The following is a 12,432-nucleotide window of genomic DNA, read 5'->3' on the forward strand; positions in this document are numbered from 1 at the left end:
ATGAAAGATATTATATCAGGATTGAATAAAATCTTCGACAGCCGTATCCGCTTAGGTATAATGTCGGTGCTAATGGTAAATGACAGTGTAGACTTCAATACAATGAAAGAGCTGCTTGACGTTACCGACGGAAATCTGGCCAGTCACTTGAAGGCTTTAGAAAAAGAGGAAGTAATTGAAGTAAGAAAACAATTTTTGGGAAGGAAGCCCAATACATCTTACAAGGTGACACCTCTGGGAAAGAAACTCTTTAAAGAACATATAGACGCTCTCGAGCGATTACTTAATCCTCTGTCGTAATTTTTTTTATTTACAAACTTTGAATTTCAAAGAACTTTTAAACATGTTATTAATTTAATTATTTATGAAAACAAAATTCGATATCGGAGTGAACATGATCTTTGTAAAAGTCATTGTTGTTACAGTTTTAATTGCCGTTATGCTATTACCGATCAATCTGATAAGATCACTCGTTGAAGAACGCGAAGGGAATCAGAAAGCAGTTCAAGACGAAATAAGCCAGAAATGGAGTGGGATTCAAACTATATCTGGTCCTGTATTGGTACTCCCTGTACAGAGTGGAACTGATAAAAATCAAAATGTAATTACCAATTATGCTTATTTCCTTCCCGACAGCTTCAATGTTGAAGGAAATATAAAAACAGAAGAACGCTCTCGCACACTCTTCAAGACATTACTATATCAGTCTAATTTGCATGTAAGTGGAACATTCTCTCTACCGGACTATGCTAAGTTAAACATAAAACCCGAGCAAGGAATGTGGGATAAAGCTTTCGTCCTGATTGGTATTACGTATCTGCAAGGGATTAAGAATAAAATTGTATTTAATGTAAATGGAAAGCCACAGATCGTTCAACCGGGCATTAAGATCAATTCTTTTGTAAGTTCGGGAGTGACAGTTGAAACACCTTTAGATCCCGCTATCAACAATTACGATTTCAATTTCGAACTGGCTCTTAATGGAAGCGAAGGATTATACTTCAACCCTGTGGGAAAGGAAAGTACAATACACCTAAAATCACCATGGAATACTGTATCTTTTGATGGCAACTTCTTACCGACAGAACGCACCGTGAATAAAGACGGCTTTGATGCTAAGTGGAATATATTCGATTACAATCGCAATTATGTACAAATGTGGATTGGCGATAATGACGTATTAAAATCATCTGCCTTAGGTTTAGATATGAAATTCCCGGTTGATAAATACCAGATGACAATGCGTTCGGTAAAATATGCAATCATGTTTATAGTATTCACTTTTGTTGTGTTTTTCTTAGTTGAACTTCTTAGCCGAAAAAGGATTCACCCCGTACAATATTTATTGGTAAGCAGTGGGCTCGTTATATTCTATGTACTATTACTTGGGATATCGGAGCACCTCAGTTTTGGCTTATCATATCTGATCTCGAGTTCTGCAACCACTATCCTCATTTCCTTATATTCAATAACAATGTTTCGCAGCACCAAACAGGCAGGTATGATGGGGCTATTCCTTGCGGGACTATATACCTATCTGTATATAGTATTACAGTTAGAAAACCTCTCTTTGCTATTCGGAGCTATTGGGCTGTTTATAGCATTAGCTATCGTAATGTTTGTATTGAGAAGAGTAAATTGGTACAATGATGATAATAAATCAGACCAAATAGCAGACGAGGATTCTAATCATAATTAAAAGATGAAAATAGTAGTATAAATTAAGTTGAAGATAAAACTGGACCTGTCTCCTATTTTCGCTGACATACCCAACTCTTTAACCCGTGTGAGTAAGATATATAGTATCTCACTAACACGGCTTTCTTTATTATTCATATATCATTTTTTCAATAATGAACAAACAAAATAATTAATTAAAGTTAATTATTCAATGACACAAAACACATAAAAAGCTATATATCAACAACATAAACAAAATACACAATTTACCCATAAGTACTATGCATTGCATAGTACTTATATTTATTTATATATTTGCATTACAAACAACATTGTATAGGATAATATTAGGTAATAGAATACAAAAAAAACAAATAGTCTAAAATATGAAAAAGGTTATTGAAGTAAGTATAGGAGGCATCAATTTCACAATGGAAGACGATGCATATTTCAGATTAAAAGATTATCTGAAACGATTCGAAGAAACTATTCCTGACAAACAGGAAGCTCGTGAAGTAATGGAAGATGTTGAAGCTCGTGTAGCTGAGATATTGCAAAAAGAAATAAAATATTCAAATCAAGTTGTAGACATGAAACAAGTACAAACAGTAATAGACCATTTAGGCGAAGTAGACTCTAAATCGTCAGAACAGGAAACTGAATATAAAAATTATAAAAGCTCAGATAAAGAATATACAAGAGGAGATAAACGCATGTATAGAGATATTGACGAAAAAATGGTATCAGGTGTATGTAGTGGTTTAGCGCTATACCTTGGCATCGACGTAACTATCATCAGGGTGATTTTTGCAGCTACTTCTTTCTTGTATGGTACAGCCATCCTTGTATACTGTGTTCTTTGGATTGTAATGCCTAGAGCTATAAGTGTAGCTCAGAAGCTGGAGCTGAGAGGTTATGCTCCGACAGCCGAAAACATTAGAAGATTTACATCACAACACAAATAAATGAATAATATGGAAACTATAAATGTAGACAATATAAAAGCTCAGATGCGTAAGGGCATATTAGAATATTGTATCCTCAGTATTCTATCTAAAGGAGACGCATACGTATCAGATATAATAAATGAACTGAAAGATTCGGAGATGATCGTGGTTGAAGGAACATTATATCCGCTGCTTACTCGACAAAAAAATCAAGGGTTACTCTCTTACAGATGGGAAGAATCGACACAAGGGCCACCCCGCAAATATTATGCAATCACAGAAAAAGGAAATGCCGTATTAGGAGAACTAGATGGCGCTTGGACTGATCTGGTAAGAGTAATAGACAATATTAGAAATAAATAAAATCTGATAACAATGAAACCAACAATTAGAGTTAGCATAGGAGGTTTAGCTTTCAATCTCGAAGAAGATGCATTCCGTGTCCTCGACGATTACCTGAAAGCCTTAAGAAGGCATTTTGAAAAAAATTCAGAATCGGGAGAAATCATATCTGACATCGAACTTCGTTTGAGCGAATTATTACAAATGCGTGTAAGCTCGGCTGATGGGGTCGTATCTATGGCGGATGCGTTGGATATTATAAAAATTATGGGAAGCCCAAAAGATTTTGACGATGCACCGCAAGAAGAATACAGAGAAGAAGATTCTGAAAAGAAATCGTTTGGTAAATCAGACTATGCAACCGACGACACACAAGATTTGTTCAAGAAAAAGCTATACAGAGACACTGACAACAAATTTATTGGTGGAGTGTGTAGCGGATTGGGCCACTATTTCAGAATAGACACAACTATCATGCGCCTTATATTCTCGGGAATATTCCTTTTCTTATTATTCTTCATGCACAAAGGCCCCTCATGTATGGTGATAGTGTTGATATATGGTATCCTATGGGCAGTAATGCCTGCGGCTCACTCTTTCAAACAAAAACTATCAATGACCGGATCGGATCCTTCTATTTCAAATATTGAAGAAGACCGTACTCAATCCCGAAAATATAAAGGTAGCTCCTTGGCTTCGGCAATAGGTATTCTTGTGAATGTGTTTATTGGTATTTTAGCTGTAATCTTGTTTCTCATCATCATTGCGATGATTGGTTCCTTTATTTGGTTGTATTTTGACACAACAATCCTAGGTCTGAATAATTATCTTATACTATTAGGATTAAGTTCTATTAATTTAAAGATTGCATTCTTATTAGCATCTTTAATTCCACTAATGGGGCTGCTATCTCTAATGATTAAAATCTTGAAAAGATCTCCATTTACAACTCAGACATTAATAAGTTTTGTTATAGGATTTGTATTATGGTTAGGGGCTTCTTTCTATTTAGGAAATACCGGATTTAAATTCGGATTAAATCATCGTCACACTGCGGAAGCCGTAGAAAGTGTAGATGCAAATACAACCTCAGATTCCCTATACGTAAAATTGGGTAGCGAATATTTAAGCGCAGAATCACAACCGAACAATCCATTTGTTTTATATACCGGATCTTCGGACAACAAAAAGCTGTGTGTGTTACCTTCGATACAAACCAGTGTAGATACAACATTAACCAATTATGTAATTGAAATACATAAGAAGAATTTCGCAGACAACGAAATGACAGCCAAAAGAAAAGTAGAAGATCTGCACTTAGATTACACCCTGACTGATTCTTTATTAACGATTAATCCTACATGGCATACAAATTCAAATCCATGGAGTTTGGAAACGTTTGAGATTGTGATAAAAACGCCACGTGATAAGAAAGTTATAAAAGAATATCCCTTAAACAGATCTTATAAAGATTTCAATATAAATATAAACAGATATGGTTATAATCGTTGTTTTTACAATTTTACTATTGATTGAAGTCATAATAGAACATCTTATATAAAAGATGTATTACCTACTGAATGATAATAGATAATAAGTTTGGTGTTAAGAAATCGGATAAATCTTTTTGTCCGATTTTTTATCGAAAAAGACGCAACATTTTAGCTATTTTTACGTTTAATATATGTACATTTGTAAATTAATATTAATATTAAAGCTGTGAAAGCGAAATTTTTAACATATATACTGATGGCCTTTTCTATAGGTCTCTTTATGCTGTCTTGTGATGGGGACGAAAACCCACCTACAAGCACCATAGAAGGGCATTGGATATATACAGACACAAAAATTGATATCTCATTAACAGATCACAATCCGGAGTTAAAAGCAAAAGTTGAAGAATACATCAAACAAAATGTAACATCTGAGCATACGAGCTATGAATTTAAGAATGATAAGACATATTATTATTATCTTAATTTCGCAGACCCGCTAAAAGGTAAATATAAAATGCAGGATAAAAATTTTGCAACACTGGATGACTCAAGGGGATTAAAGAAAGTAATTTGCGAAGATCCTTTGATTTACGTTCAATCTGATTTGAAAAGCCAAATTGCAAAAGATTTAAAAATCAGTGAAAGCAAGATCATAGAGGCTACAATTACAGAAGTTTTCGAAAAAGGGTTGAAACCCTCGAATTAGAAAATATCATACAAATCTAAAATAAAACCTCAAAAGCTTCATTTTGCTTTTGAGGTTTTATTTTTAATATCAATACAAACGTTTTAATCTTTCTTTGAGCCAATCCATGTTGCCTTTTTCCATATATATTCTAGAGGTCCATGCTTGTGGTTTTTCATCCACCAACAAGAGAATATATATTGTACGATGAATATTCCGACCCCGATCAGAAAGGACATTGTTATACTCACTGATAGACCAAGCCCCCAGCTATAAAATATTGCACCACCTAGCAAAGATTGAGTTATATAATTGGTAAGGCTCATTTTACCATAAGGTATTAATTTCCTTAATAAGTATCGTCCTTTTTCAGTAGAATAATAAACAATAAGGACTAATGACACAAGGAAAAACAGAAATGAAACATTGGTAAAAGATTGAACTATTATCCCTAAAGGCTCTAACACTGCTTTATTTTCAATAAAGCCCGGAAGCATAAGGGTCAACCCTTTGAGAGGGAAGAAACAAACAACTCCAAGAATTAGCATACGAACCCATTTGCGAATATTGGTTTCGGGATGAAGGAAGAATTCTGTACGCCCTATAAGCATTCCGAACAAGAACAATCCGGCAACTTGACAAAAACGTCCATTTTCCCATGCCCACATAAAGCTACCCCATTCTCCATGATGCAACATTACATTAAAGATATCACTCAAGCTTGCCGATTTATCTATCAAGATAGGATTTAATTTACCATAATGATATCCTACCATACTTTCGCCCATTACATAGTCCGGATTAACTAAAGCATAAATAACACGCCCCCACTCTATTGGCTGAAGGATAAAGATTGTGGCGATAATCAATACAGTCTTGGTAGACAAACGTGCCGTTAATATCAGCATAATACCAATGAGTGAAAACATTACCAGAACATCGCCCGTATAGAAAAGAGAATTGATCATTCCCCAAACGAATAGTAAAACTAAACGCCATAAAAAACGAGGACGAAAATCGTTGCCTCTTTTTAACTGATTATTATCCTGAATAAAAAAACTAAAGCCAAATAATAAGGCAAATATACCATAAGCTTTTCCTGCAAAAATAAAAAAAGTAGAATCGAATAGAACCGAATCCAGAAACTTCATAAATGGAGTATCTATCGGAGTAAAATTGAAAAGATTATAGTTTTCGAGGCTATGTACTAACACTATGCCTAGTACCGAAAGACCTCTCAGGGCATCGGCAACATCAATACGGTGGACACTTTTTGTCATTTTTCTAAAATATGTTTTTTGGTATTAAAATTCGAAATATAAAATTGCACTCTCTGCATGATGCGGCAAAGATAATATTTTATATAAAAAGAAAAGCATGAGACTAGTCTATAGTCTCATGCTTTGCAAAAAATATCTTTCTTTTTTAATCCCAGATATGCTTTTTACTAAGAGCATATTTGCCACCACCGGTAAACACTAAAGCCAAAGCGCCAAAGATATATAAACCTTGCAACTCGAGCATCCAGCCTCCGGTCTCATTTAGCGAGAATACATCACCGCTATGAGCAAGCGAAACTGCAACCAACATATTAAATACAAATATTGCTGCAGCAACGCGTGTGCCGTATCCGAAAATTATAAACAAAGGAGCAATAATCTCTCCAACATACACCCCATAGGCGATAAAAGAAGGTAATCCTGCACCCTCCACCATTTGTTCTATCATTCCTGCCCCATGTGATAATTTAGCTATCCCATGCAAAAGCATTAATATACCAACACTTAATCTTAGAATAAGTAGTCCTAAATCTGTATTACGTTCTAATGTTTTCATTAATATATACTGTTACTATTTACATTACAGATATAAAACAAAGAAAAGTTAAATTAGTTCACATGAGAGTTATTTTCTATTTAGGTAATTCAAATGAAATAGGCAACATCACCTGCTTTGTGACAGGAACCCCATCTTTCAATCCGGGAATCCATTTAGGCATTTTTTTTATCAAATAATAAGCTTCTTCATTACAATCAGGAAACACACCTTTAAACAACCATATCTTTGATATCTCACCTTCAGCGGACACCTCTATATTAAATATAACCCGACCTTCTATTCCATATTTAATGGCACGCTTCGGATATTTCATATTAGTCTTCAGGTAAGTATCTAGTGCCTCCTGCCCTCCCGGATATTGAGGATCAGTGTTTAAAGAGTCAGACTCTTGAACAATCTGTTTTTCTTCTATCTGTGTCAAGGTATCTGTCGGAATCATTACCAAAGATGACTCATTTGTTAATTTCTGCTCTTCGTTTTTAGGCTGTTCCTTTGCTTGTGCTATTAACGTATCGGTCAACTTGAAAGTGACAGAAAGATGCTGAGTGAAATTGACAGGATTACCATCAAGCAAGGCAGGCGACCATTTGGGCATCGCTTGCAAAACACGTATAACCTCGTCATCTGCATCCGGATCAAATCCTCTTACTATTTCTACATCTTTTACACTTCCATCTTTAGCTACGTTGAACTTCAACTCCAGATCCCCTTCCATCTTTATTTTTATCAAAATGGGAGGATATTTTATATTAGTCTCTAAAAAATCGTATAACGTCTTCTCGCCATCCTTATAGAGAGGAGGAATAACTCCATTCAATGACGATGTTTCTTNNGCAGTAATAGCTTTCTGTGAATAAACAGGGGTTAATATACAAAACAAGAATATAAATAAGGCAGTATGTACAAATTTCATTTTTGGCTCTTTTTTACAAACAAATATATACAAATTACTCAAGTCTAGTATGTATTTATATTTTATTAAACCCGCAAAATACATTTATGTTAATATTAACGTTTTTAATATTTGGAAACAATATTTTTAACAATACTATATATATCTTTACAGCCAAATAAAAAAACAATATGTGTGGAATTGTAGGATATATTGGCTTTAGAGAAGCCTACCCCATTTTGATAAAAGGTTTACATAGACTAGAGTATAGAGGATATGACAGTGCCGGAGTAGCAATTATAAATAGTGAAGACAACCTTTCGGTATACAAAACAAAAGGCAAAGTACAGCATCTTGAGGAATATACCAAAGGAAAAGACACAACCGGCACAATCGGCATAGCACATACCAGATGGGCCACACATGGCGAACCGAGCAACTGCAATGCACACCCCCACTACTCTCAATCAGAGTCTTTAGCCCTCATACACAATGGAATCATAGAAAACTATGCAGTACTTAAGGCTCAGCTAACACAAAATGGGTACAGTTTTCAAAGTAGTACCGACACGGAAGTACTGGTACAGCTAATTGAATATATCAAAAGCTTAAATAATTGCGATCTGTTTACAGCAGTTCAAATTGCACTCAATCAGGTAGTAGGTGCATACGCCATAGCCGTGATAGAAAAAGGAAAGCCCGACCAGATAATTGCAGCACGCAAAAGCAGCCCGTTAGTTATCGGAATTGGTGATGGCGAGTTTTTCATCGGATCAGATGCTTCTCCTATTATAGAGTATACCAACAAGGTTATTTATCTGGATGATGAAGAAATAGCTATACTCAAAAGAGATAAAGAGCCTAAGATAATTACGATCTCCAACATACAGAAAACACCGGAGATCAAACAATTGGAAATGAATCTCAGCCAACTAGAACGTGGCGGCTATCCACACTTCATGCTAAAAGAAATATTCGAACAACCTGAAACTCTTAAAAACTGCATGAGCGGACGCATTAATATAGAAGGTACAAACATAACTTTATCCGGGATAATAGACCATAAAGAAAAATTCATAAATGCACGGCGTATCATTATCATCGCATGTGGAACTTCATGGCACGCCGGACTAATAGGAGAATACTTATTCGAGGAGTTTTGCCGCATTCCCGTTGAAGTAGAGTACGCCTCAGAGTTTAGATATAGAAATCCTGTGATCTATGCCGACGACATCGTAATCGCAATTTCTCAATCGGGAGAAACTGCCGATTTGCTTGCAGCAATTGAACTAGCACGCAAGGCCGGAGCTTTTGTATATGGAGTATGCAATGTTGTAGGATCATCAATTCCTCGCAACACCAATTCGGGATCATATACGCATTGTGGACACGAAATAGGAGTAGCATCGACCAAAGCATTCACGGCACAGGTTACAACCCTCATATTAATGGCCTTGACTATTGCGAAAGAGAAAAAGGTGATAGAGGACGAAAAATATATAGAAATCACTAAAGAGCTTCTGTCTATTCCGTCGAAAATAAAAAAAGTTTTATCAAGCAATGAAAAGATTAAGGAACTATCCAATATCTTCACTTATGCACAAAACTTTATTTACCTCGGTCGTGGATACAATTACCCTATAGCTCTGGAAGGAGCCCTCAAGCTAAAAGAGATATCGTACATACATGCCGAGGGTTATCCGGCAGCCGAAATGAAACACGGACCAATAGCGCTCATAGACAATGAGATGCCGGTGGTAACGATTGCAACTCATAGTGCCATATACGACAAAGTAGTCAGTAACATACAAGAAATAAAAGCCAGAAGAGGCAAAGTAATAGCCATAATAAACGAAGGCGATGAAACAATGAAGTCAATAGCCGACCATTATATTGAAATACCGACTACAATAGAATGTCTCGACCCTTTACTAACCGTCATACCCCTACAGCTACTCGCCTATCATATTGCTGTAAATAAAAACAGGGATGTAGATATGCCGCGCAATTTGGCAAAATCCGTAACGGTTGAATAGACTGCTTGTTTTCACAATATATATTAAGTTTTGAATCCGATATTCAAAATATTTCTATCTTTGCATAAACTTTACACAAAAACATAAAATTATGAAAACAAACATTTTGATACTCACGTTTCTTTCTTCGTTTGCACTGAATCTGAGTATTAATGCCCAAAACTATCTTGCAACAGGAACTCAAATAACAATGGGAGACGATCTAAGAAAAGGAGTGGAAGATGTTACTGTGGGCGACGTTATTTTATCTTATGACTACACAAAAGACTTATACGAAAAGAAAAAAGTAGCAGGAGTGGACAAAATCATGTTCAACAGATTAGCACGCATCGTCTTAGAAAACAAGATGCAGGTACTTGTTACTTCTCAATATCCCTTCTGGAGCGAAAGAGGCTGGGTTTCTATCGATCCGGAAATGACAATTCAAAATCCCAAATATGCATCAGTAAAATCATGCAATGTGGGCGATTATTTAAAATTCTATGATATACTGAGTACCGGTTCGGATAGAATTGCTATTATAGAAGGCATACTCGAACCAATCATGGGCTATAATATCCAGCTCGAAGAAGGGGGCTCTATTATTGCCAACGGTTTTATCATAGGCGTTGATTAATAAAATTAAATGAAGCTGAACACCAATAACATTCAAGAACGTATTAAAGATACATTGATAGAGACGTTGAACATCACATTCATAGAATCGGATGATCAAACGTCTCTTGAAGCTATTATGCCCGTAGAAAAACGTTTGAGTCAAACGATGGGCGTATTACACGGAGGAGCAACAATATCTCTGGCAGAATCTGTTGCCGGCGTAGGTTCTAACACACTATGTGCACACGATGAACAATGCTTTGGCATGCAAATAAGTGCCAGTCATATCTCCAGTGCGAAAATAGGAGATATGGTAAGAGCCATAGGTACCTTACAACACAAAGGGCGATCTACTCACGTTTGGAATGTTGACGTCTTCTCGGAGACAACAGGAAAACTAATTTCGTCTGTGCGTGTCACAAATGCAGTTGTAAAAAGAATATTATATACAAAAGGAAAATAAAGGCAAGGAATGTGATAGGGGTTAGAATTTTTTAACTCTGGTTATATTTTCCGCTATTTCGTCCTGATTAAAGTGAAGGATCTCGAATAAGAAAAGCGAGATATTTCACTCCATTCGGTGTGACATAATAGATTTGATGTTCTACCCCTATTACACCCTTGCCTTTTACGAATTGAATTCTATTAAGCAGGAATGAGATTTATAAATTAAGTATTATAGAGAAGATATTATCATCTCCATTATTTGAAATATCATTAGAATAAAACAAATAATAACGACTGCAATCATAATATTGAAAATTTTGTTTGTATATTTTTTCATTTTACTTCCTTTTTAAATTGTTCGTACTGCTTTACTATATCATCGATACTTATATCGAGTAAATTCATAGAACGAAAAGTTTCGGGTAGTACTTCTTCAAAAAATTCTTTTTTCTGAAGCTTCGATATCTGTCCTCTAGCATTTTCGGCGACGTAATATCCCATGCCGCGTTTCGAATATATAATTTCCTCAGACTGCATATATTCAAAGGCTCTCATAGCCGTGTTAGGATTCACCTGCAATGTCATCGCCAGCTCCCTAACAGACGGAATTCGCTCATCTTCGCGCCATTCTTCTGTAAGGATATGCTGAAAGCAGAAATCTACTATTTGAAGATATATTGGTTTATTTGCTTTGAAATCCATAATACTATACTTCTGTTTCTCTTAATTTGAAATACGTCAACACCCACATTCCAAGAGGGAATATCGCTGCCAGTATATATTTAGCTACATCATACAGCAGTGTTGCCTGTGTTGCTACAAAACGAGATGAATCGCCTTCGGGAATCCAATAGCCATCAAAGCTTAGAATAGAAATCGGATCCATAGAACTTCTTATATAGGATACCTCCGGATAGAATTGATTTATAATAATCTTAGAAACAATTATTATAAAAATAAAAAACGCAGCGATTAATGACAATGTCTTCACAAAAGACCTTTTCTTCAAACATGCATACCCAAACAAAAAAACTGATTGAGCAGCATACAACATATGATAATCCCACCAATCGCTAAACTTAACGACAGGATGTCTAGTGGAGACAAATAGGGAGGATATAAAATCTAAGCACACTGATACGCCAAAAACCAGCAAGGGTATAATAACAATATATTTGATCCACAGACCCAAAAATCGTTCAAAAGTAGATACCGGCAAGGTAAAATAAAAAGTACTATTAGCATCGCTTAAATTCTTATCAAAAGAAATACTACAGATGATAATTGCTACATAAACCGGAGGAAGCATATTCCATAACCATCCGGTATCGATAGATTCCCAAACAGTCGCAATTGTATAATACGCAGCTATACCGCATACAATAAAAAGGTATTGCTTCCAATACATTGCAAACTCCCTTTTCTGCAAATTCCAAAAACGTTCTATATTAAATACAGCACTCATATCCAT

General features: G+C 35.6%; 14 protein-coding genes. 9 read left to right on the forward strand and 5 right to left on the reverse strand.

Annotated elements, in window-relative coordinates:
• From B3P17_RS15135 to B3P17_RS15160, 6 genes are all read left to right on the forward strand, one after another.
• Window positions 1-300, forward strand: coding sequence for a winged helix-turn-helix domain-containing protein (locus tag B3P17_RS15135; protein ID WP_252636546.1), 300 nt, complete (start codon window positions 1-3; stop codon window positions 298-300).
• A gap of 64 nt (window positions 301-364) precedes the next feature.
• Window positions 365-1,699: a cell envelope integrity protein CreD gene (creD, locus tag B3P17_RS15140; RefSeq protein ID WP_252636547.1), complete on the forward strand. Its 1,335-nt coding sequence runs from the start codon at window positions 365-367 to the stop codon at window positions 1,697-1,699.
• A gap of 367 nt (window positions 1,700-2,066) precedes the next feature.
• The gene (locus B3P17_RS15145) at window positions 2,067-2,645 is read left to right on the forward strand and encodes a PspC domain-containing protein (RefSeq protein ID WP_252636548.1); all 579 of its coding nucleotides are present in this window, start codon (window positions 2,067-2,069) and stop codon (window positions 2,643-2,645) included.
• 9 nt (window positions 2,646-2,654) lie between these two features.
• On the forward strand, window positions 2,655-2,990 hold the full coding sequence (locus B3P17_RS15150; protein WP_006842604.1) for a PadR family transcriptional regulator: 336 nt from the start codon (window positions 2,655-2,657) through the stop codon (window positions 2,988-2,990).
• 12 nt (window positions 2,991-3,002) lie between these two features.
• Complete coding sequence (locus tag B3P17_RS15155) at window positions 3,003-4,505, forward strand: PspC domain-containing protein (protein WP_252636549.1); 1,503 nt, start codon at window positions 3,003-3,005, stop codon at window positions 4,503-4,505.
• Between the two features lie 213 nt (window positions 4,506-4,718).
• Window positions 4,719-5,171: a hypothetical protein gene (locus B3P17_RS15160; RefSeq protein WP_252636550.1), complete on the forward strand. Its 453-nt coding sequence runs from the start codon at window positions 4,719-4,721 to the stop codon at window positions 5,169-5,171.
• Window positions 5,172-5,254: 83 nt separating this feature from the next.
• Here the strand turns inward: B3P17_RS15160 and B3P17_RS15165 are convergent, their stop codons facing one another.
• The 3 genes from B3P17_RS15165 to B3P17_RS15175 form a co-directional block, all read right to left on the reverse strand.
• Window positions 5,255-6,430, reverse strand: a complete 1,176-nt coding sequence (locus B3P17_RS15165; RefSeq protein ID WP_252636551.1) for a DUF418 domain-containing protein — start codon at window positions 6,428-6,430, stop codon at window positions 5,255-5,257.
• A gap of 145 nt (window positions 6,431-6,575) precedes the next feature.
• A complete protein-coding gene (locus B3P17_RS15170) occupies window positions 6,576-6,986 on the reverse strand; it encodes a DoxX family protein (protein WP_252636552.1) in 411 nt (136 codons plus the stop codon).
• A 76-nt stretch (window positions 6,987-7,062) separates the two neighbouring features.
• On the reverse strand, window positions 7,063-7,986 hold the full coding sequence (locus tag B3P17_RS15175) for an energy transducer TonB (RefSeq protein WP_422653402.1): 924 nt from the start codon (window positions 7,984-7,986) through the stop codon (window positions 7,063-7,065).
• Between the two features lie 86 nt (window positions 7,987-8,072).
• On the opposite strand from B3P17_RS15175, the gene glmS reads away from it, so the two are divergent.
• The 3 genes from glmS (at window position 8,073) to B3P17_RS15190 (ending at window position 10,977) form a co-directional block, all read left to right on the forward strand.
• Window positions 8,073-9,917 carry a glutamine--fructose-6-phosphate transaminase (isomerizing) gene (glmS, locus tag B3P17_RS15180; protein ID WP_252636554.1) on the forward strand — a complete coding sequence of 615 codons (1,845 nt, stop codon included), beginning with the start codon at window positions 8,073-8,075 and terminating at the stop codon, window positions 9,915-9,917.
• Window positions 9,918-10,008: 91 nt separating this feature from the next.
• Complete coding sequence (locus B3P17_RS15185; protein ID WP_252636555.1) at window positions 10,009-10,533, forward strand: hypothetical protein; 525 nt, start codon at window positions 10,009-10,011, stop codon at window positions 10,531-10,533.
• 9 nt (window positions 10,534-10,542) lie between these two features.
• A complete protein-coding gene (locus tag B3P17_RS15190) occupies window positions 10,543-10,977 on the forward strand; it encodes a PaaI family thioesterase (protein WP_252636556.1) in 435 nt (144 codons plus the stop codon).
• Between the two features lie 317 nt (window positions 10,978-11,294).
• Here B3P17_RS15190 and B3P17_RS15195 read toward each other — a convergent pair whose 3' ends face one another.
• Both B3P17_RS15195 and B3P17_RS15200 read right to left on the reverse strand, forming a co-directional pair.
• Complete coding sequence (locus B3P17_RS15195) at window positions 11,295-11,663, reverse strand: GntR family transcriptional regulator (RefSeq protein ID WP_252636557.1); 369 nt, start codon at window positions 11,661-11,663, stop codon at window positions 11,295-11,297.
• 4 nt (window positions 11,664-11,667) lie between these two features.
• Window positions 11,668-12,426 (reverse strand): hypothetical protein, encoded by a 759-nt coding sequence (locus B3P17_RS15200; RefSeq protein ID WP_252636558.1) that lies wholly within the window; start codon window positions 12,424-12,426, stop codon window positions 11,668-11,670.
• Window positions 12,427-12,432: the final 6 nt, after the last annotated feature.

The sequence above is a fragment of the Dysgonomonas sp. UBA7630 genome, from assembly GCF_002483985.1.
Lineage (GTDB): Bacteria > Bacteroidota > Bacteroidia > Bacteroidales > Dysgonomonadaceae > Dysgonomonas.